The sequence below is a fragment of the Streptomyces sp. NPDC050535 genome (assembly GCF_044457665.1).
Classification (GTDB): domain Bacteria; phylum Actinomycetota; class Actinomycetes; order Streptomycetales; family Streptomycetaceae; genus Streptomyces.
On sequence record NZ_JBITHE010000039.1, the window covers coordinates 24,448 to 45,442 of the forward strand.

Sequence of the window (20,995 nt, forward strand, 5' to 3'; positions counted from 1 at the left end):
CTCGTGATCTTCTGGCGCGTCGATGAGCGTGAAGCGCTGGGATGAAGTGACGGACGGTGCGCGTGTGTTGTCGCTTGAGTCTTGTTTCTGGCAGGCGTGGCGAGTAGGGGCGTGGTCGGGCATCATGGTTCCTGTTGCGGGGTGGTGCCTCGCGGCAGCACGAGGCCGGGCACGGTCTGTGCGGTTTGTGGAAGAACCTGTTTTCGCCGGTGAGGGCTGCAATCCCTCACTCCGGCGGGTGGACTGGGCCGATGGCCGGTGGGGACCGGACGTTCGGCTTGTGGGGCGGCAGCCGGCCTGTGCAGGCCGGACCGCCCCTTTCGCTTTTCGGATTGCCGCGGGCCGACCGGCTCCGGAGGTGGCGGTGCTCAGGCCGTCCTGATCAGCACGGTGGCCAGAGCGAGCGTCCCGGCGAGCGGCAGGAGCGCCACGTAGGCCTGGGGCCGCCGCAGGACGGGCTTCCCCAGCGCGAGGGATCTTCTTCCGGGCGGCGGCAGGGAGGCGGGCAGGTCCCTGAACTGCCGGTAGGCAGCAGAGTTCTGGGCCAGTGCGGCGGGTGTGTGGAAGAGGAGACTGAGTACGCCCCACCAGCCCTGCCACAGGGTTCTGGTCGTCATGGTCCGCACCAGGGCGATGCCGCACTGCCGGCACAGCGGCTCAGCGATCGTGCGGGTGCGGCCCCAGAAGACCAGCCCGGTGTGGGACCGGATCTCCTTCACGGCGACGGGCTGCGCCAGGCAGATGTGACATTGCGGGGGCGGAGTCCCCTGACCGACCGCGTACCAGGGAATCGGCGTGGCGTCAGGCCGGTCCGGGCCGACAGGTATGCGTCTGGTGTACCAGGCCGGGGCCGTGTACGGGGGCAAGCCGTCGTCGTCGGAAGGCGGGCGTGGTGCGGGCTGGCTCGTCATGAACGGGCCTCCGCCCTGGCGAGCGGAGCGCGGACATCGCGGAGGTGGGTGGGGATCATCGCGAGTCCACCAGCCGGCTCTCGTACCCGAGGACCCGGGGGCTGCCGGACGGTGTCAGGGTTGCGTAGGCCTGGCCCTGGTATTCGTTGGTGACCAGGACGCGGCTCGTGCCGTCGTAGACGGACTCCTTTTCGCTCGGGTTGATCTTGTGGTTGCTCATGTACGGGGGCCGGAGCATGAATTCTGAGGTGAGCGCGGTCGGGAAGACGGCGAGCACGCCACCGTCGGCCAGGCGCAGCGCATACACCGTCTTGCGTGCCGGCACGGCGGCGAAGTATTTCTTCGTGGCGTACGCGGAGTTGTCGCCCTTGTCGCGGTCCGTGTAGGAGGCGACAGCCGCCTTGGTGATTTTTGTGGAGGCCAGTTTGGATCCGTCGTTCTTGCCGCCGGTCTCGTACAGGTCCGCGAAGGCGGCGCCGAGTTCGTTGGGGGCGAGGGCGCCCACAGGGTCGGAGGGGTCGACGGCCTTGGCGAGTCCGTGCCGGTCGGTGGCGATCTCGGGTGTCGGTGTCCCGTCGGTGGCCCAGAGGGACGCGACCATCTTGTAGGTGCCGCCGATTTTGTCGAAGATCAGCAGGGTGGAGTTCTTGGTCCCGTAGGTCGAGGTGGCCGTGACGGCGAACCAGGTGGCCGTGCCCTTGGCCGGCAGGAACCACGTGCGGTTGGCGTAGGAGAACGCGCTGCCGTATTCCTTCTGGTCCTTCTCGGGCCAGGTCTTCCACTGCTGGTAGTCGGCTACCGACTGCCGGTTGAGCTGTCCCGCCTCGACGGTGCTCAGCAGCTTCGCGTCCCGGGTCTTGTTGGCGGCGTTGTTGGCTTTGACATATGTGGAGAGCACGGAGTTGGCGAACGTCGTGGTCACCACTCCTTGGGGGGCGGGTGTGGGTGCCGTGCCGCGGCCGTCGGCATCGCTGCCCGTGAGCGAGCCGGAACTGCACCCGGCGAGGATGACCGCCACGGATATTCCGATGGCGAGCACGCCCAGCTGACGCGCGCGCGGGACCTGCGGTAGAGGTCGGGACATGGTGTGTTCCTCCTGGAACGGCGGGGCGCGGACGTGGTGGGATCGCGGGCCGCCCCGGGCGCCCGGATCCTTCATGGCGGCGGCTGCTTCAGGCGGCTGTCTGGCGGGAGGTGCTGAGCGCCGTCAGCGTTGGGGTCCGCCTCGGCCCGTACTGCCGCTCGAAGGTGGTGTGGTGGCCGGTGGTGCGTCCCAGTTCCAGCGTGTGGAAGCCCTCTTGGGCGAGGTCGGCGATGAGATAGCGGAGCAGGGCGTGCCCGGCGGCGAGGTGTCCGTAAGCGGGGTCCGTGGCGGGGATGCGGGAGTAGCAGCGGGGTTGGCGGGTGAGGATCATCTGGCCGGCGATGACGGTGTCGTCGACGGCGAGGGTGGCGATGGCCGCGTGGGCGGCGCCGAGGTGTGTCAGGACGGGCCGCCAGTGGTGGGCGTCCGCGGCGATGGCGGGTGCGGGGAGCGCGTCTTGGGGCCGGCTGCGGCGCTGGTGGAGGTGGCACAGCACGCCGAACGCGTCCAGCAGGTCCTGTGTGTGCCGGGTGCGGGTGTAGGTGACCGTGCGGCTGGCGGCCAGGCGGGTCCAGGTGTGCCGGCGGCGGGTGTGCTGGCGTTGGGTGGAGCGGGCCAGGGTGTCGTAGTGGACCGGCAGGGGGATGCTGGCGCTGGCGGCCGAGGTGCTCTGCCACCCGTGGTCCTCACACAGCTGGTTCAGGCACTGTCCCAGGGCGCTGGTGGCCGGCACGTCGGTCATGACGACGTCGGCGTCAGCGGCCTCGGCGATCAGCAGCAGGTGGAAAACGAAGGCACGGGCGATGGCCGGGTCTTCGGCGTGCGGGCCGACCAGCCGTACGCACTCCGTGTGCGGTGCCGACAGCGGAACGAAGCGGGATCGGGGGCCGCCGTCTTGCCGGGCCATGGCCAGGGCAGCCAGAATCCGGCCGCTGGGGCTGGTGGCCGCCAGGATCACCGGAGTTGAGGTGTGGGGCAGTTGCCGGGCCCATGCGGTGAGCCACTGCGGGGACTGGAACGGCGTGGCGAGATCGTCCTCGGAGTTCAGCTGGTGCCACTGGTGGGCGAGGACGTCCATGGCCTGGGGGCCGACGTACTCGCGCACGGAAACGTCCATCATGATCGGCGTCCTTGAGGGGTCAGGCGGCGTGGGTGGTCGATCGCAGGGCGGCCGCGAACTGGCGGCTGACGTCGGCCACGGCCGCGACCTGGGCGCGCGGGCTGGCCTGCATGCGGCGGATGACCGCGGAGCCGATGACCACGACGTCGGCCCATGCGGCGGCGGTGCAGGCCTGGGCGGGGGTGGAGATCCCGATTCCGGCCGCCACCGGCAGGCTGGTGAGATTGCGTAGCCGGGCGATGAGATCGGGCAGGTGCGGGCTGATCGGCTCGGCGTTGCCGGTGACGCCGCCGGTGGCCGGCGCGTAGACCAGGCCGGTGGCCCCGGCGACGATGCGGGCCAGCCGGGCGTGGGGTGTGCGCGGCGAGACGAGCGGGATGGTGGCGAGGTGGCTGGCCCGGGCAGCGGCCTGCCACGGTGCCGCTTCCTCGAGAGGCAGGTCCGGGATCAGGACACCGTCGATACCGGCGGCCGCGGCCGTCCTCGCAAACCGTGCCGGCCCGTAGGCGTGCAGCGGCTGCCAGTACGACATCACCAGCAGCGAGGCCGACGACGATGCGGACAGCTCCCGGGCCGCCTCGAACAGGTTCCGCATCCGGAAACCGGCGTGCAGCGCCGTCTGCGCCGCCTGCTGGATGACCGGGCCGTCCAGGATGCCGTCGGGGTGCGGGATTCCCAGCTCGACGACGTCGGCGGCCTGCGCGAGCAGATGCAGGGCGTCCATGCCGGTGATCAGGTCCGGGAAGCCGACCGGCAGATAAGCGCCGAGCGCGCAGCGGTCCTGCGCCTGCGCCCTGTTGATGACCTGGTGCAGCCGCGCCCCGGCGTGGCACGCCGGGCCTGCCCACGGCATCGCCGGGACGGCTTCCTGGCTCCAGACGCTCATCGCACTCCCTCGCCGTACAGGCCCGCGGCCTCCAGGTCGCGGATGGCGGCGTAGTCCCGCTCCAGGGCGTGCGGGTCCCGCGCGGCGAGGACGAGCCGTCCGGGGGAGGTCAGCAGGTCGACGGTGCGGCGGACGGGTATGCCGGGAACCAGGGCTCCGACGTGCCCCCGCACGGTCGGCAGGGTCAGCAGGGTGTGCAGCAGGTCCTCGTCGAGCGCACCGTCGTGCGGCGCGATCAGCGAGATTTTGGAGACGCAGGAGCGCAGCCGGTCCGGGGCCAGGCAGTCCGGTGTCCCGGTGACCACCGCGTGCACGGCATCGCGGATGTGATCGCTGCCGGTGGCCTGCCGCATCGCCGCGGGGTCGTAGGAGCCTTCGGGGCGGGCTCCGCTTTCGATGAGCACGGGCCCGCGCCCGGGCACGTGCATCAGCTCCGTGTGGGCGGGCCCGGTACGGATCCCCAGGGCGTCCAGGACGCGGACCGTGTACTGCGCGAGGGTCCGCGGGACCAGTTTTTCCCGGCTCAGCAGGTCGAGACGGTCATACACATGGCTGCTCAAGGCCCGGCGGTCCGCCCACACTTCGCTGACCGTGTGCCGCGCAGTGTCTGCGGGACCCATGGCGGAGACGGTGTTGACGACGTACTGCGAGCCCACCAGGCGTTCCTGGACGACCAGGTGGTCGTTGGCCCCGCCCAGCACGTTGCGGACCCGGTGCAGTTTCTCCCAGGCCGCCTTGATGTCCTGCGGGCTGGAGCAGAAGGCGACTCCGTCCGATCCGGCGGAGTCGGCCGGCTTGAGGACGACACCGGTGGTGGTGTCCAGCGACTGTGCCCAGGACAGGGCGTCCTGGAGACGGTCGGTGCTCAGGCTGCGCGGAGCGGCGATGCCTGCGCGCGTCAGCGCCGCAGCCATGTCGCCCTTGTCGCGCCGGAGGCTGGAGGTCGCCGGATCGTTGCCCGGGAGGCGCAGGCGGTGGGCGAGTTCTTCGGCGAGGGGCACGCCGATTTCCGTCCCGGCGACCACGGCCGTCACCCGCAGGGATCGCAGGGCGTGCGCGGTGGCGTGGATGTTGCCGTCGTGGACGACGACGCGCTGGTATCCGGTGGGGTCGAGGGCGCCGCGGTACAGGGGAGGCAGCGCGTCGTCGGCGTGGGTGACCGCGACGCACTTCCATCCCCGGCTCGCGAACTCCGCGGCGTAGTGCCTGCCCGACCCGTAGGGGGCGACCACCGCGGCGACGCCGGGGACGGCGGGCGCCGCCAGGACACTGCTGCCGGGGCTGGCCAGGCGTAGAGGGGGATAGACCATCAGGACCTGCTCCAGGGATCGGTTGAGCTTGAGGGATTGGCGGCGGGCTGTTCAGCGGACACAGGCGGTCACCTGGCCGGCCGGCAGAGGGGTGGCTGCGCGGCCGTGGGGTGTGGCGAGCGCGAGAGCGAAGCGTGCGTCCGGGGTGGAGAACCAGGCCGCCAGTTCCAGTCCGGAGTGCGCCAGTTCGGCCCTCAGGCCGGAACGCCGGAACTTCGCCGAGATCTCGGTGCGCAGGTCCTCGCCGTCCGCGAAGTCGACGACGAGGTCGAGGGCCGGGATCTTCACGCTCTGCGCGGTGCGGGACCGCAGCCGCATCTCGATCCACTCGCGCGCGGCGTCCCAGAGGGCGACGTGCTCGAACGCGTCGGGGTCGAAGTCGGCGCCGAGCTCCCGGTTGATGACGCTCAGCACGTTCTTGTTGAACGCGGCCGTGATCCCGGTGGCCGTGTCGTCGTACGCGGCCACCATCTGAGCGGGGTCCTTGACCAGGTCTGCGCCGAGCAGCAGGAAGTCACCGGGCGAGAGCAGGGTTCGTACGGAGGTGAGGAAGCTGGCACGTTCGGCGGGGAGCAGGTTGCCGATCGTGCTGCCGAGGAACGCCACGAGCCGTGGCCCGGGCGCCGGGGGAAGCGTGAGCGTGCTGGTGAAGTCGGCGACCAGCGCGTGCACGTGAAGGTCCGGGTGCTCGTTGATCAGTACCTGCGCTGCGTGCCGCAGGGCGCTCTCACTGACGTCGACCGGCAGGTAGGTGTGCAGTCCTGGTAGGGCGTCGAGCAGGTACCGGGTCTTCTCGGAGGAGCCGGAGCCCAGCTCGATGAGGGTGCGCGCTCCGGTGGCCTGGGCGATGTCGCCGGCGTGGGCTCTCAGGAGCTCCCGCTCGGCGATGAAGGGGTAGTAGGCGGGCAGTTCGGTGATCCGGTTGAAGAGCCGGCTGCCGTGCGCGTCGTAGAACCACTTCGGCGGCAGCGTCCTGGGCGTCTGGGTGAGGCCGTGGCGGACATCGGCGCGCAGGGCGGCGTCCGTGGCGTCCTTGGGCAGGGTGCGGGTGAGACGGAATGGGCTCACGTACGGGACTCCTTCGGAGGAAGGGGACTGGGGGGATTCACGGGCCGGTGAGGAGGGGACGGGGTGGGGCCGCGGCGGGCGGCGAGTGCCAGGGCGGCGACCGAGGCTCCGGCCGGCAGGAGCGCCACGGTGGGGAACAGCCCGGCGGCAGCGGCACCCGCTGCGCAGCCGATGCCCAGAGCGGCGACCAGCAGCGCGTGGGCCTCGGTCGAGGTGCCGCGCGGTGCCAGCGAGCCGGTGGCTTCGAACGCCACCGTGAGGAGCGGAGCCAGCACGAGACCGGGAAGGGCCGCTGCGGCCAACGCCGATGCGGGGCTGGTGGCCGCGGTGAGCGGAAGCCATCCGAGGGCGAACACGGCCGAGAGAATGATCAGGTGCCGATGGGTGGTGCACGGCCAGGTACGGGATCCGTAGGTGAGACCGCCGAGCACCGCGCCGGCAGACAGCGCGGCCGGCAGCGCCCCTGACAGCCACGGCGTGCCGGACGCGGTGGCGGCGGCCGCCGCCAGGGGGGTGAGCGCGCCGATCGGCACACCGACGCCGGCCATGGCCACGAACAGCGTCCGCAGCTGCGCGGACCTGAGCGGACCGAGCCAGTCGGCGCGGCCGGGTGCCGCGGTCCAGGAGCGGGACGGCGGCGCCGTAACGACCAGGACCGTTCCGGCGATGCCGGCGGCGGCCGTCGCCCACAGCGCCCACGACGGAGAGGCGGCCCAGGCGATCCCGGCCGCCAGCAGCGGCCCCACGGCGTACAGCAGCTCCTGCGACGCAGCGTCCAGTGACAGGGCCGCCCGCTGGTGTTCACGCGTCGGCAGCATGGACCCTTCGCCACTCCCCCACAGCGTGCGAAGTCCCGACTCCAGCGGGGGCCTTACCGCCCCGGCGCCCACCACGCCGACGACCGCGCACCACGACCCGGCAGTCACCAGGACCAGAGCCGCACCGCTCACGACGGCGCCCGCGGTGAACACGAACGTCTGCCCGGTGTGGTCGACCAGGCGGCCGATCAGCGGGCCGCCGGCCGCACTGGACAGCAGGTAGAGAGAGGCCAGCCCGCTCGCGGCGGCATAGCCGCTGCCGCCACCGGTGAGGAGGATCGTGAGGGGAGCCATCCCGCTGGGGAGCCGGCCGATCAACGTGCCGGTGAGCAGCCTCCGGGCGTGCGGGACCCGCAGGACATCCCCGTACCCGACGGCCGGACGCACCGGCCCGGCCGCCCTCTCGGCAACCGTCACGGCGCGCGTGCCGGGCGGGGCACTCATGTTGCGGCCCGTGGGAAGGCGCCGGTGCGGGAGACGTACCGGTCGGGCGTGTTGGTCGGCACAGGGACTCCTGGCAGGACGAGCACGACAGCCGAACGTGCCGGCGCCGTGAGGGAAAGGGGGGGCGGGAGCGGATCGGCTGGACCGCGGCGGCAGATCGCCGGGGGTCAGGCGGTGAAGTCGTGCGCGTGGCAGCGCCGTGGTGTGCCCCCGGTTTTCACGACGCAGACCGAGATCTGGTACGTCGCGCCCTCCTGGAGGTCGAAGTAGGAGGCGTTCCTCGAGGTGCACTTGCCGTCGTTGAAGGTGTCGGCGACGCGGTAGAGGAGGCTGCCGCGGATCGTGATGATCTGGACGAGCGCCAGGTAGCCGTCCGTCTTCACATCGCAGGCCGTCGTCTTGTCGCCGTCGGCGGTGAAATACCCCTTGGCGCCGCCGTAGTAGGAGGACCACCAGCCGCTGTTGGCGGAGGCAGGCGTCATGCTGAGGGTGAGGGCGAGCGCGCAGCCGGCGGCGACGGGCACGGTGCGCCGAAGGAGGCGGGTGAGGTTCATCGTCGAGACATCCCTTCCGGTGGTGGGGAGGATCAGGTGGTGCGGGCCGGCGCGTGCTGGTGTTTGTGCCGGGCCGGGTGCGGGCGGTGCATCAGTGCGGCGAGCGGCAGGCACAGGGACGCGCCGAGCAGACCGGTGGCGAGGGTGAGGGCCGCGGCGAGGTGGTCACCGCCGTGAGTGAGGGCCCAGCCGGCCATCAGCGGCGCGCAGATGACGGCGGCGGCCAGAGTGCTGCCCCAGATCCCGGCGTAGAGGCCACGAGCGGCGGTCGGCGCCAGCTGGTTGAGGACATGCGCGGCGGCGACGAAGAGAACGATCTCCCCCGGTACCGCGAGCGCGGCGGCGAGGCTGTAGCCGACGGTGGTGGAGGCCAGACCCGCCAGGCCCATCCCCACACCCAGCAGCAGGGAACTGGCCGCGATCATCCCCACCATCGGCGCCCCCGCACGGGCGCGGCGGCCGAGCCAGGGGTTGATGAGAGGGGACAGGACGAGGACCGCGGCGGCGCTCGCCGCCTGCGTGGCGCCGTACGCGGAGGCATCCAGCCCGTCACGGGCCATCAGCAGCGGCAGGATGGAGAACAGGCCGGCGACCGGGACGAGAGCGGACAGGCTGGCCAGCCACAGCAGCCACAGCCGGACATCGCGCAACGCCAGCCGGAGCCCGCCCCGTTGACGTGGGGCTCCCGTGCCGGAGGATGGCAGGACCCGCCAGACGACCAGCGCGAACAGGGCGCAGACTGCGCCGTTGCAGAAGAACAGGGCGCGGATGCCGACCGGTCCGGCGAGCGCGCCGCCCGCGATTCCCGTGGTCGCCGCGCCCAGATTGATGGCGAAGTGCCGCCAGCCGCTGATCAGCGCGCGCCCGCATTCGTCGGGGACGGTGTCCGCCACGACCGCCGACACGATCGGCCAGGGCGCGTAGTAGACGAGCCCCGACACTGCTGCGGCCGTGCCCACCGCGAGGGGGGTGCGGGCCATTGCGAGCAGGGGGAACGCGATCGCGGCCAGCAGCATGGCGCCGGTGAGGGTGGGGCGGCGGCCGATGCGGTCGGCGAGGGCGCCGCACAGAATCTGGCCGATGAGCCATCCGCCGCCGAAGGCGGCGAGGATCCACGTCACCGTCACGGTCGCCATGCCCAACTCGTCGAGCCGGTAGGAGAGATAGGGGTAGACGAACCCGCCGGCCCGGACGGCGAACGAACCGATGAGCAGCGTCCAGATGACAGGTGGCCATCGACGCCGGATCCCTGTGGCGGATGGTGCTGGTGGGGTTTCAGTGAGCGCGGTGGCGGCAGGCACGGGCAGCTCCATGGAGGGGGCACGCCGCGGCGTGATGGATCCCGGGCGCGGGTCAGGAGGAGACGGCAAGGGTGCGTGGGGTGCTGCCGGGGGGCGACAGCACCCCACGCGTAGCCGAGCGGAGCCGCCGCAGCTCACAACTCGGCCGGTCCCGGCCGGGCGGGGGCCTCTGGCCGGGGGTCAAAGAGCGCGCGGAATCAGGGAGATGGCGCGAGAGCCGGATCCGCAGCGGTGTCGGGCGGCGCGACGGAAGGTGTCACGCGGGAGACGGTAGGGACGGCGGCCGTGGCTGCGACGCGCATGATGCGCTGCGGGCCTCTGCAGGCCGGCCGGAATGGTGTGGGCACGCGGGCATCCCCTTGTGTCGGGCGGGGAGCTCCTGCGTCAGGGGCCGGCGGCCGCGGAGGAGGGGCTCCCCCGACAGGCTTGGGCGCGTCTATCCTGAGCACGGCGCGTGCTGGTACACGCGTCTGGAGCTCCACCAGGTCTGATGTTGGATTCGTGTTCTGGTGGTGCCGTAAGTGGTTCTGTGATGGCCGTTCCTTCGCCAAAAGGGGCGGCCATCGCGCTCTGTGCGAGGTCGTGCTCGTCCGGGGGTGGCCGGGCATCGGCCACCCGGACCTGCACCGGGCCGGTCACGTGCTCTGCCTTCGTCAGGACCCGGTTCCCGGCTTCCCCGCCCGTCACCTCACGCGGAACTGCGAGGGCTTGTGCGATGTCCCGGCGGATTTCCACGCCGCCGAGGGGCACGGGGAGCGAGCGTCCCTCTGCTGTCGCTTTCAGGATTTTCCGCCGGAAAGACATCATCCGGAATCTTCTCCCATATGGGACGCTGTGCCGCTTTGTAATGGATGCCCGGCGGCGAATCCGAGGAATGGGTGCGGCGAATGTGTCGGCACCCGCGGGAATGCCGTCCGCGTCCGCGCGGTGACACCTCGTCTGCGCCTGGATGTCTTGCACGACATCGCTCCCCAAAGCCGTGTATGCCCGCCATCCGGTGAATCGGATTCGGAATCTGCCGCCTATCCTGTCGGACATTTGAGCGACTATCAACGGCGGCCGAATTACCGGTAATTCACGTTCAAATAATTGGGCTCCAGCCGCTTCCGGCTGATGTCCCGTGCGGGAGGGCCTTGTGCTGCGGAATGAAGCATATTGCCGAATATTCCGTGCAGGCCGATAGGCCCGGCGTCTGAAGACGCCGGGCTCGGCCGACGGCCCCGAATCCAGGGGCGCTGGATGCCCGGGGCCGGCCGGCTGGGGGTCAGGAAGTTCGCCGCAGCGCAGTACCGGACCCCGGGCCGCCACCGCGCCTCACCGGTGTCAGGACGGGAAGAGGCGTAGTGGCCCGGCTACTTAGGGCCGCTCACGACGGCATCGCGTTCATCGTCTCGTAGAGGCGGGCCGGCCAGGAGCTCCTGTTTCCGTCCGACGAGCATGGGCCACAGCATGTCCATCGAGAAGAGCCTGGCCGGGGACCGCTCCATGCTCATGACGTCCAGGAGAGCGCCGAGGGCACGGTAGTTGGCGGCGCCGGTCTTCACGCAGCTGTCGACGTAGCGGGCGAGGAGCCGCTGCACGAGGGTGGGCGGGGTGTCGGTGGCGCCGGGATAGAGGGCGTCCTGCCCGACAGCGAGATCCCAGGCCGCGCCGACGGGGCGGGCTGCGGCACGCTGCACACGCATGGCGGTGCCGTGAGCGGTGAGGCCAGCAGAGCGCAGGACGTCGCGGGCCGCTACGGCACATTGTGCGGCGACGGTGAGGCCGTGCCCGTAAACGGGGTTGTATCCGGCGATGGCGTCACCGAGGACGACGAATCCGTCGGGCCAGCGGGGCATTCTCTCGAAGTAATGGCGCCGGTTGGCCGTGCTGCGGCTGGTCACGACGCCGCCGTCGGGTTCGGCTTCCTTCAGCAGTTCCCCGATCATGGGGTCGCCCAGGCCGAGGGCGAAATCGATGAAAGAGTCCGCGGCTCCGGAGGGTTCACCGCCCCGGGTGCCGGAGAGGGTGACGATCCAGCGGCCATTCTCGACGGGAAGGATGATGCCGCCCCGGCCGGGAGGCTTGGCGGGATTGGCCTGGACGTTGATGAGCGGGAATTGCATTCCGGAGGTTCTGCCCGGGGCTTTGAAACGGCGGGTCGCGTAGGCGACGCCCGCATCCACCTCCCGCACCTCGGCTGCGGGCAGGCCGAGTTCCTTGAGCCAGTCGGGAGCCCTGGAACCACGTCCGGAAGCGTCGACGACCAGGTCGGCGCGCAGGACGGATTCGCCGGCACCGTTCTTGACGCGGACACCGGTGACCGCGGCGGCGTCGCCCTCGAGGCCGAGTGCCGTGGTGTTCTGGAGGAGGTGTACCTGGGGGTCGCGCAGCACGCGTTCGCGCAGGACGTGGTCGAACAGCGGGCGTGAGCACACCAGGTTGCGGTGGTGGGTGGAGGTGTAACGGCGGAACCACACCTCGGTGGGCGCGCGGCTGACCATGCCTCCCATGATGGGGACGAGGCGGGCGCCGCTGGCCACAGCCTCGTCCACGAGGCCGGGCAGCAGGTTGTTGACGGCCGCGACGCCGCCGCCCCAGACGAGGTGGGCGTGGTGGGCCTGCGGGACACCGCGGCGGGGTTCGGGGCCCTGGGGCATGGTGTCGCGGTCGATGAGGGTGACGTCGGTGAACTCGGCGAGGGCGGCCGCGGCGAAGAGCCCGGCGGCGCTGGCGCCGATGACGACCGTGGTGGGCCGCCCGGCAAAGGTCCGCTCAGGCATGGGCTGTCACGCTTTCTGCGCTGGTCACCCGCTGGCTGATGCTGCTGACGGTGCGGGGGTGGAGCAGCGCCCACGAGATGGACACGATGTGGTCGGTGATCTCCGGGCCGATCTGCGGAGGTTGATCGCCGGCAGCGCGCGAGGTGCCGTGACTGTAGTCGGTGAGGGCGGCGCGGAGCGCGACTGCTCCGGCAAGGCCGCGGGCTTTCGCGTCCTTGCGCCGGGAGGAGGCGGCCTGGTGGGCGCGTTCGTAGAGGCTGTGGTCAAAGCAGGGCGCGAGCGCGATGACGCCGTCGAGTATGCGCTGACGGCGCTCCATCAGCCGCAGGTCGAGCGGGTCCCATCGGCGTACGCGTGCCCTCGTCAGCGACGGGGTGGTCCGGCGGATGCACCGCTCCAGGGGACTCAGGATCCAGTGCGTCACCTGATCGCGGGGCCAGGTCTGCAGAAACGGGACAGCGACGGGAATCAGAAAGCCCAGGCCCACCAGGCTGGCGCCGAGGATCGCGAACGGCGGCGCGACGTCGACGCTCAGGGTGTCCCAGTTCGTCCCGGACCATCTGGCGCCGATCGCCACCAGTTTGGCGACATCGAAGCCGACACCGAAGGCATAGCCGACCATCAGGCAGACAAGTCCGGTTTTCAGCGAGCGGCGGGAGACCTCGGAGATCCACGTCCAGATCATCCAGACCGCAACGAGTGTCGAGGCCAGGTAGGCGAGCAGGTACAGCACGATGTGCTCGCGCATCCAGGGGGTGGTGGCGTAGTAAGTGTCGAGGTCGTAGATGCGCTCGGTGGACACGTCGGCCATCAGGAACGTGCCCCACAGGGCGGCGATGATCGCGGCGTGGATGCCCCAGACCCATCGGATCCTGCGCTGCCTCGTCTCGGACGGGTCCTCCCGCCACGTGATGATCATGGTCATGCAGGCGCCGCAGAACGACATGAGGAGGCTGTACGTCCAGGGTGCCGCGAAGTTCGGCACACCGGTCACCTCGTTGATTTTGTGCAGGCTCACCGGCGCCACGCTGACGAAGACCCCGGACGCCGAGAGCATGACGAACCACGTCACGCGTGACTCGTGAGTGCGCCAGGAACGCACGAAAGCCGGCGACTTCAGGACGAGCGCCGCGATCAGAATCGTCGTGGGCAGGGCGTACGGCAGATGCAGGTCAGTGATGTCCATTACCGGATGCGCCCGCCCCGGTTCCCCAGGAGGGAGAGGTTGATGCGGCCTTCCCTCGTGGCTGCACTGGTGGGCCCCTGGGCGTAGGGGCCCACCATTAACGCTCGAGCCCTCTGGCCGAAAAGGAGCCCGAAGGTCTCTGCGTCCTCCTCGCGGATGTCGGCCGAGTCGGAACGCGCCGCCATGGCCCGAACACCCGTCCGCGGAAGCCCTGTTGCCTTCAGGACGTGATCCACGGCCCGCTGCAGCGTGTCGGGCATGTCTTCGTCCGTGAGGCCGCGGGCTGCCGCCTGCAGGCCCGAGGCATGTCCGCAGTGGCTGTCCCGCCGGTAGACGTGCCACAGCTCGTGTCCGATGATGACGAGCTGGGCCTCGGCGACCGCGCGCTCTTCGACGACGATGACGTCGGAGCCGTCCGCGAACTCCAGCCGCAGGCCGGATATGGGCGCGTCCGGCGGGAAAGCCTGGAAGACGAGACGGATGCGACGCTTGCACGTGTCGGACATCGCCTGGCAGAAGGCCTCCATCAGGGCTCTCGGCTTCGCCGGCTGATCGACATGAGAGCTGACGTCCTCGCTCAGGGCGGCGAGGAGGGACCTCATGGCACCCCGTGTAGCCATCAGTCGCTCTCCTCGGACGGAGCGCGGAGGCCGCTGAGGATGCCGCCCAGAAGGTTCCTGAACTGAGGCTTCGTCATGGATCCGTACTGGCGCAGGTCCGCGGTGACTAGGCCGAACTCCCGCATGACAGCGTCCAGGGGGTCTTCCGCCGGATCCTCGAGTTCTTGGATACGCGCGACCAGAATCCTGGTGAGGGCGTCCTCGGCGGAGGCGGTGAAGAACCTCTCGTCCCCTTCCACGCCGAAAAAATCCGACAGGTGGTGCAGGGCATCCACGTTGGGCGTCTTCTTGCCCTCGACCACCTGGCGCGCCCACCAGACCGTGACCTCAAGACGCTCCGCCACCTCGGCGACCAACAGCGTCTTGTCCCGGGGCGTGCCGGCCCGGGCATCGGCAAGCGTCTTGATGCGCGCACACACGCGGTCATTGACCGTGTCGGCCGGCGGGGAACCGCCCTCGATGAGGAGATGGACGGTGTCCACCGGCAGGGCCATCTTCCTGGCCAGGGTCTCCGGGTTGAGCTCGGATGACCTGTCGAGGCCCTGCTTCGCGATGAGCGCTTCGAAGTGCTGAAGAGTCTCGGGCAGAGGCTTCCTCACCGATGAACTCCCGGGTTGTCGGCGGTAGATGCTGTCGGCACCGCACTGTACGGGCCGCCCGCCCCCTGAGGCAACGATCGTTTCTCGACAAGCAACGTACGATCGTTGCCTGTCGAGAAACGATCGTTGACAGTGGCAGTTTCCCCGTAGCAAGATCCCGGCAGCAGAACCGGCATGGCCGGCACTCCGCGCCCTCACCACTGCCCGCGTCACGGGCGGACGCCTACCTCGCAGAGACCTGCGGGACACCTCGACGGATTTTCCGAACCTCCCCCAAGGGGCTGATATTGACATATGCATGACTTAGCGGACGGGATGGAACGCACTGTGCCGCTCCTGAGTGCCGGGGAGGCACTGCCCGGCACCAACTGGCCTCCCCCTGAGGTGCGTTCGCTCGGTTTCACCATCAACCCCGGCGCCACACCCTTCGGGGCCATGCAGCGAACCGTGAGCGCGGCCCAGTCGGCCACACGGCGCTCGCCGCATCGGCGGAGGGTGCCCAGGGCCCTGCCCCCGGCCTCCAGCGGGACAAGCTGAGCGGTCAGAGGGGCGGGCGTCCGCACCGAGCACTGACCTCTCGTACGCAACTGACGTCCACCGCTGCTGCCCCGGACAGGTCCCCCATCGAGTCGGGCGAGCGCAGCTGCGCAACGGCACCCCGGGAAGGTTCGGCGTGAGCAACAGGGAAGCGCTGCAGGAGCTGTTGCGTTTGAAGCGAGCGCAGATCGATCCGGTCGAGCTGGGCCTACCACGGCGCACCGGACGCGGGCGCCGGCCCAAGGGGCTGTCACAGTCGCAGGTGGCCGACGCCCTGGAGCTCTCCGAGCGCACCTACGCCGACCTCGAACGCGGTGACATGGCGACACCCACCGCGGAGTTCCTGGACAACGTGGCCCGCGTGCTCCGCATGGAAGAACCGGAGCGGAGCGCCCTGTACGTGTACTCCCTGGGGCACGAACCCCCGGTACCCATGGACCCCACGGCCGGCACGAGCGTCGCCCCGGCGTGGCTGCAAGCAGTCAGGAACGTCTCGGGCCAGCCCAGCTACGTCAGCGACGTGGCCTGGAACATCCTGGGAGCCAACGACGACTTCGTCAGGATGTTCCCTCAGCGCCCAGGCGCCCCGCCACGACTGCCCGAGCGGAACCTGATCCGCTGGATGCTGCTGCACGAGGAAGCGCGCGAACACCACCTGGTGGACTGGGAGACACGCTGGGCCAAGCCGGTGGCCGCCCAGCTGCGCACCGCGGTCGCCGCCCACCCCGAGAACAGGGATATCCAGCAGCTGGACACAGAGGTCAACGACGACGCCGTGGCGGGACCGATCTACCGCAGGCACGACCTCGCCTACGTACACCCAGACGGCGACACGCGTCACATGAGGCACTCCGGCTTCGTCGCGCAACACGGAACAGATGACCGCAGGGACCGGTGCTGTGAACGCCACGCCCCCTCGCAACTCGGCACGGTGACGATGTGTGCAGCGCAGCCCCTTGGAAGCCCCGGCGCCCGGTTCCTCTTCCTGGTCTTCGAGCCCACACGACAGCCACTGCACTATCGCAACCGCCATGAGTGATCAGCAGATCAGCCCCGCTATCGCGGCGAGTCCTCTGACGCGGCTCACAGGCCGGCGCTGAACTGGTCGAGGATTTCGTCGCTGCAGTCGTACGCGCCGACCGGGGTTCGCGTGAAGGACAACATGCCGTCGTTAACGCCCGCGTGACGGTCACTGCGGTGACCACGGACCAGAGTCTGCGGTGGTCCGCACCACTGTCACCCGGAACTCCAGGAGAGCCAGGCGCTCGATCAATTCCGGACGGTTGGCCGGTTGACCTTGAGGCGTTTCTCGCTGCCTTCGATGAACGGCAGGACCGCGTCATGCCCGACCCACAATGCCCGGCGGGTCAGTCTGGGGTGGAGCCGGTCCCAGGCCGTGGCGACGGCCGTCCGTAGCGCTCGGTCGCGGTGGTCGCCGCGTGCGGCTCGCCCCAGGTGTCCGGTCTCAGCGATGGTGGCGAAAAGGTCCGCCCAACATGGCGAACCTTCGTTCCTCACATGAGGTGGGTCAGCTCGTGGTTTCCCGGGGTGCAGACCTCCCGCAGAGGCTCGCACAGGTGCCATGCCCGGTGCCACGCCTCAAGCTCAACGATCGGGCCGATGGCGTACTCCGCGCGCCACGCCTCACACACGTCGCAGTCCGGCTGACGGTCGGGCAGCCACGCGCTGTGAACGGCGATCAGGTGGTCGTCCAAGTCGATCCGGCTCGTCGTGAGGGCCAGCCCCCAGTGGCGAGGATCTGCACCGTGGCGACGGGAGCCGATCAAGTTCATGCCGTATTCGACGGCGAGCGTCCGACAGCCGTCGCAGACCGCCATGCGCTCGATGAGTTGGCAGGGCATGTGTCGATTGTGCCGCGCACGGACAACGCCTGATGAGCGGTTCGCCATGTTGGGCGGACCGTTCGCCACCATCACCGAGACCGGACACCAGGTGTCGGCCCGGCCGAAGGTGAACTCGGCCCCGTTGTCCTGTGACAGTTGATCTTCCTCTTTGCCACCGATTCTTCCTCAAGCTCAGCTTGTTGCCACTACGGTTTGCTCGATTGGGGGCGAGGTGACCGGGTGAGCACTTGCCCGGACCGGTACCGCCTCGGTTCTGCGCGATCTGGCACTCAACCTTCAGTGAGAATCGCGCATCCTCCGCCTGCGACAGGTCAGCCGCACACTGACCTCTCGCATCGGTTGAGCGAGGACACGGACCGCTGTGGCGATCACGCGCGTTTCGCCCTACTTCCAGGCGCGCTCGACGGTGACGGAATTGGAAACCGTCTCAACGCCGGCTGGGAGCTCGAACGCGCAGTCCTCCTGCAGGTTGGCCAGCAACTCCTGCTCCTGATCGGTGGTGACCTTCAGATAGTAGAGAGCGCGCTTGGAGTGGAGTTTGGACTCGTGGATGTCACGTGTCGTGGTGTAGACCCTCTTCTCCTGCCCCGACGCAATGGGATCCCTCGGACAGTAGACGGTGTGCTCGGTGCCTTGGTCGCCGAAGTTGTCCAGCTGGGCAACCAGGTAGTACTTCACCCCCTTGGGCGGCGGGCAGTTCAACTTGGCCGTCGTCTGGAAGGTGCTGCCAGCCTTATCCGGCGCACTGAGCTGTACTGCCGGGAAGGAGCACGAGGGAGACGCACTCGGGGAAGACGCGCTCGGACGCGACGTACTTGGGCCTGTCCTCGTGCGCTTCTTGCCGTCGTCGTCAGCGGCCAGGGCGAACGTGACGACTGCGGGGATGACGGCCGCGATGACGGCCGCGATCACGACCTGCCAGCGAGACGGCCGGAAGCGGCGGCGGCGAGGCGCAGGGGCCGGGTTCTGGGGAGTGGGTTCCATAAGTGCCCCCTGTGTTGGTGCTGTTGCAGAGAGAGACGGCATGCCGACATGCGTTCGTTGCACACGAGCGAGGTGGTTTTCGGTGGATATAAAAGGGGTGCCACCTAGGCATCTGGCGGCGTAGCACCCGTAGTACCCGCCGCTTCACACCTTGTCGTCGCCTCGGAGGTGCGCACTCGCTGCTCCGTGCCCACCCGGCGACCGCGCACTGGACCGCGAAGTTCGTGCCGCTCGGCGTCCCCCGAGGACACGGTCCGCCGGAAACGCACGGCCCGGGCGGTCGGCGAGCTGGTCACCGCGCCGCGCTACACCTGCCCCTTGGGCGACGACTATGTCCGACCGCCGTCCCACACCACTGGAGATACCGCTCCTCGCACTGCAGACCCACAATCACCACCGCAGCGTCTCGACCGACCTCGACACTTACACGCCGCGATCTACCCCGACGCCATCGAAGTCGCCGCAGCAGCACTCACCACCCATCTCCGCATTCCAGCAAGATCCACTGGCGACATTCTCCGCATCCCTGAACAGCGGCACTCATGAATCAAGGCCACTTCGCCGCTCAAGATTCCTCATCGCAGGTCAGAGGGACCGCCCCAGGGACGACTCAGTGACACAGGACACCCGTGCTCGGGCGGGCGCCCCGGCTTGCGGGTCGTAGCTCGCGGCGGGGTCGGACGACGCATCACCTGGTCCGACCGCAGGCGGCCCAGCAGCGGATGGCAACCGTTCCCGTCCAGCCAGCTTGCGCGTGGCATCCTGGCGCAATGCTCTTGAGTGATCGCGTTAGCAGTGTCGAACTCCACCCGGTGCGCTATCAGTTCGCTGCAGTGCGGGGCGACTCATACGACGATAACTGGCTGGTCATCGACGGCACGGTGACGACTCCCGAGGGCAACTGGTCATTCGCCGATCCATGTCTGCTGACCGATGAAGCTCGCCAGGTGGCCTCGTGGCTTCGCGCGGTGGCCGCAGGGACGGTGGCTGTGACCGAACCTGATGCCGAAGGCCAGTTGTCTCCGGACACATGGTTCATTGAACCGCTCCTGGCCTTCAGCCTCGCCGACCGAAGCGAGGACGGGGCCGCCGCGATTCGCATTCACCTGTCCTTGGAGGCAGCACCTCCTTGGCAGCAAGGCGACGACGGCGCCGACATCTACCAGTACGTCGTGGGGATGGAGATGGATACAGCCGCGTTGCTCCACGCAGCTGACCAGTGGGATCTCGCTCTGACGCCCTTCCCGTCCCGCTGACGACTGGGTTCGTTGTCAAACGTCTCGATTGGCTGACGACGGACACGGGCATCTGGGGACGTCCGTGTCCGCGTTCAAGGCGCAGAGCTCACCGGCTGCGGGCCATCGGTCTGTGACTCCGTCATGCGCCCGGGAGTAGGCGGTTGATCGTGCTTCGGGACACGCTGGTGATCTGCTGAGTCTCGGTCCGTGTCACTCCCGCCTCGGTGACCGCCCAGGTGATCAGAGGGTCACGGAGGTCGCGGGTGACGGCCCATGCAGCCAGCAGCTCACGTGCCAGGCCCCGCGCCGTGCTCTCGCCGGCGGGGAGATGGAACGGGGAGGGCTGTTCCCAGGCGGGGTGGATCGGATGGGCCCCCAGGTCCGGAGCGGTAGCGAGCAGCACCAGGTGCCGTGCGGCCAGTTCGCTTCGCAGGCGGGCCATGATGAGTCGGGCCAGCGGCAGGCCTGCCCACTCGAATGCCTGGGCGTGCCGGGCCTGTTCGATCTCGTCCGGAGTCGCCTTCGCGAGCAGGGCGTCCCGCACGCTGTCCTCGAGCGGCCTTGCTTCCTCTTCCGCCTCGGTGGCTCGGACTACGTCGGCGAGCATCATCGTCAGATGCGACCGGGCGTCCCGTACCGCCGTCAGTGCCTGGATCGCAGACGCCCACGGCCGGATGCCGTCGACGACCGCGGCCGCCCGCTCCTCCGCCTCGCGCTGGACCACTTCGAGCTTGCACACGGCCAGGCGGCGGGGACCGTCCATAAGATCCAGACGGACACCGTGGGCACGCCATGTGCCGTGATCCTCCCTCCACTGCTGTATCCCTGTCTGCTGAAGGACATACAGGCCGCTGTCGCGGGCTTCGGTGGCGACGTCCATGGGCGTGCTCCGTGAGGTGAGGCGGTCAGAGGGTGTCGCGCAGCCGGACCGCGAGGTCCAGGAGGCGGTCGACGGGCAGCAGAGTGTTGTCCTGGTACTGGACCCGGATGCGCCCTTGTTCCCGGACGGTGACACCGCTCGGCGGCAGCACCTCCCACTCCGGGTCGCTCCGGTCGCTGAGGACGATGCGTGCCCGCTGGAGCAGGGTGAGCACCTGCAGGCGGTCTCCACCATCCGCGATGCCATCGACATGGTCTGCGAGCAGCGGCGCCAGGCCTGTGATGATGATCAGCATTTCGCCGTCAGGGCACGTGCGCCGCTTCACTACGGGTGTGATCGTGCGCGGCTCGCTGTCCCCGGGCAATTCCACGGTGTACGTGACGTTGAGATCCACAACAACCCCCTCCACGTATCGATCGATACGCCGTGACTGTATCGATCGATACGTGCACAGTCAAGGGAATCCCCCTCTGTTTCGTACTCGTGGGGGCACCTTGTCAGCCCCAGGTGCCGAACCTCAGGGGAGGGCATCCCGGCGGCGATGCTCCGGCAGGTGGACGCCGTGACGGTGCAGACAGAGGCCCCGCTGCCCCGCCACGATTCGGCCGTCGTCGTGGCGAGGGGGCTACGGGCTTCTGGATCAGTTGATGTGGCCGGTGGCGGCCTTCCACTCCTCGGCCGTGAGCGGGGGGCCGGTGAGCTGGGGCTTGAGGGGGCCGGCGACGGCGGCGCGGAGGACACGGGGGGTGAGGAGGACGTGGGCGCCGCGTTCCAGGGACGAGACGTCGGTGAAGCGGCGGGCTATGCGGCCGTTGCCGGTGGCGGTGA

Annotated in this window: 19 protein-coding genes and 1 pseudogene; 2 read left to right on the top strand and 18 right to left on the bottom strand. The window is 69.5% G+C overall.

Translation table 11 applies throughout. The features are described from left to right. Positions 1 to 368 precede the first annotated feature (368 nt). The 13 genes from ACIBLC_RS39980 to ACIBLC_RS40040 form a co-directional block, all read right to left on the bottom strand. Positions 369 to 911: a hypothetical protein gene (locus ACIBLC_RS39980; RefSeq protein ID WP_399216413.1), complete on the bottom strand. Its 543-nt coding sequence runs from the start codon at positions 909 to 911 to the stop codon at positions 369 to 371. A 55-nt stretch (positions 912 to 966) separates the two neighbouring features. Further along, on the bottom strand, positions 967 to 1,995 hold the full coding sequence (locus tag ACIBLC_RS39985; RefSeq protein ID WP_399216414.1) for a hypothetical protein: 1,029 nt from the start codon (positions 1,993 to 1,995) through the stop codon (positions 967 to 969). An 88-nt stretch (positions 1,996 to 2,083) separates the two neighbouring features. Beyond that, complete coding sequence (locus ACIBLC_RS39990; RefSeq protein WP_399216415.1) at positions 2,084 to 3,115, bottom strand: GNAT family N-acetyltransferase; 1,032 nt, start codon at positions 3,113 to 3,115, stop codon at positions 2,084 to 2,086. 19 nt (positions 3,116 to 3,134) lie between these two features. After that, a complete protein-coding gene (gene trpA / locus ACIBLC_RS39995; protein WP_399216416.1) occupies positions 3,135 to 4,001 on the bottom strand; it encodes a tryptophan synthase subunit alpha in 867 nt (288 codons plus the stop codon). Continuing rightward, positions 3,998 to 5,311 carry an ATP-grasp domain-containing protein gene (locus tag ACIBLC_RS40000; RefSeq protein WP_399216417.1) on the bottom strand — a complete coding sequence of 438 codons (1,314 nt, stop codon included), beginning with the start codon at positions 5,309 to 5,311 and terminating at the stop codon, positions 3,998 to 4,000. The genes trpA and ACIBLC_RS40000 overlap by 4 nt, the downstream gene beginning before the upstream one ends. A 51-nt stretch (positions 5,312 to 5,362) precedes the next feature. Beyond that, positions 5,363 to 6,379 (bottom strand): L-histidine N(alpha)-methyltransferase, encoded by a 1,017-nt coding sequence (egtD, locus tag ACIBLC_RS40005; RefSeq protein WP_399216418.1) that lies wholly within the window; start codon positions 6,377 to 6,379, stop codon positions 5,363 to 5,365. Then, the gene (locus ACIBLC_RS40010) at positions 6,376 to 7,641 is read right to left on the bottom strand and encodes an MFS transporter (RefSeq protein WP_399216419.1); all 1,266 of its coding nucleotides are present in this window, start codon (positions 7,639 to 7,641) and stop codon (positions 6,376 to 6,378) included. The genes egtD and ACIBLC_RS40010 overlap by 4 nt, the downstream gene beginning before the upstream one ends. A 167-nt stretch (positions 7,642 to 7,808) precedes the next feature. Then, positions 7,809 to 8,195, bottom strand: coding sequence for a hypothetical protein (locus ACIBLC_RS40015; protein WP_399216420.1), 387 nt, complete (start codon positions 8,193 to 8,195; stop codon positions 7,809 to 7,811). 32 nt (positions 8,196 to 8,227) lie between these two features. Beyond that, entirely contained in the window at positions 8,228 to 9,496 is a 1,269-nt protein-coding gene (locus ACIBLC_RS40020) for an MFS transporter (protein WP_399216421.1), read from the bottom strand. Positions 9,497 to 10,848: 1,352 nt separating this feature from the next. Then, on the bottom strand, positions 10,849 to 12,258 hold the full coding sequence (locus ACIBLC_RS40025; protein WP_399216422.1) for an NAD(P)/FAD-dependent oxidoreductase: 1,410 nt from the start codon (positions 12,256 to 12,258) through the stop codon (positions 10,849 to 10,851). Next, positions 12,251 to 13,444: a DUF6545 domain-containing protein gene (locus ACIBLC_RS40030; protein ID WP_399216423.1), complete on the bottom strand. Its 1,194-nt coding sequence runs from the start codon at positions 13,442 to 13,444 to the stop codon at positions 12,251 to 12,253. The genes ACIBLC_RS40025 and ACIBLC_RS40030 overlap by 8 nt, the downstream gene beginning before the upstream one ends. After that, on the bottom strand, positions 13,444 to 14,064 hold the full coding sequence (locus ACIBLC_RS40035) for a toxin (protein WP_399216424.1): 621 nt from the start codon (positions 14,062 to 14,064) through the stop codon (positions 13,444 to 13,446). Before ACIBLC_RS40035 ends, ACIBLC_RS40030 begins: the two co-directional genes overlap by 1 nt. Continuing rightward, positions 14,064 to 14,663, bottom strand: a complete 600-nt coding sequence (locus tag ACIBLC_RS40040) for a hypothetical protein (protein ID WP_399216425.1) — start codon at positions 14,661 to 14,663, stop codon at positions 14,064 to 14,066. Before ACIBLC_RS40040 ends, ACIBLC_RS40035 begins: the two co-directional genes overlap by 1 nt. 673 nt (positions 14,664 to 15,336) lie before the next feature. Here ACIBLC_RS40040 and ACIBLC_RS40045 point away from each other — a divergent pair. After that, positions 15,337 to 16,239, top strand: a complete 903-nt coding sequence (locus tag ACIBLC_RS40045; protein WP_399216426.1) for a helix-turn-helix domain-containing protein — start codon at positions 15,337 to 15,339, stop codon at positions 16,237 to 16,239. 475 nt (positions 16,240 to 16,714) lie between these two features. Here ACIBLC_RS40045 and ACIBLC_RS40050 read toward each other — a convergent pair whose 3' ends face one another. After that, a complete protein-coding gene (locus ACIBLC_RS40050; RefSeq protein WP_399216427.1) occupies positions 16,715 to 17,062 on the bottom strand; it encodes a hypothetical protein in 348 nt (115 codons plus the stop codon). 387 nt (positions 17,063 to 17,449) lie between these two features. Further along, a complete protein-coding gene (locus ACIBLC_RS40055; RefSeq protein ID WP_399216428.1) occupies positions 17,450 to 17,977 on the bottom strand; it encodes a hypothetical protein in 528 nt (175 codons plus the stop codon). Between the two features lie 842 nt (positions 17,978 to 18,819). Here ACIBLC_RS40055 and ACIBLC_RS40060 point away from each other — a divergent pair. Continuing rightward, positions 18,820 to 19,305 carry a hypothetical protein gene (locus tag ACIBLC_RS40060; protein WP_399216429.1) on the top strand — a complete coding sequence of 162 codons (486 nt, stop codon included), beginning with the start codon at positions 18,820 to 18,822 and terminating at the stop codon, positions 19,303 to 19,305. Positions 19,306 to 19,426: 121 nt separating this feature from the next. On the opposite strand, the gene ACIBLC_RS40065 is transcribed toward ACIBLC_RS40060, so the two are convergent. The 3 genes and pseudogenes from ACIBLC_RS40065 to ACIBLC_RS40075 all read right to left on the bottom strand — a co-directional run. Continuing rightward, positions 19,427 to 20,167, bottom strand: a complete 741-nt coding sequence (locus ACIBLC_RS40065) for a hypothetical protein (protein WP_399216430.1) — start codon at positions 20,165 to 20,167, stop codon at positions 19,427 to 19,429. 25 nt (positions 20,168 to 20,192) lie between these two features. Next, positions 20,193 to 20,561: a hypothetical protein gene (locus tag ACIBLC_RS40070; protein ID WP_399216431.1), complete on the bottom strand. Its 369-nt coding sequence runs from the start codon at positions 20,559 to 20,561 to the stop codon at positions 20,193 to 20,195. Between the two features lie 246 nt (positions 20,562 to 20,807). Continuing rightward, positions 20,808 to 20,995 (bottom strand): annotated as a pseudogene (locus tag ACIBLC_RS40075) (pyridine nucleotide-disulfide oxidoreductase); the annotation flags it as partial.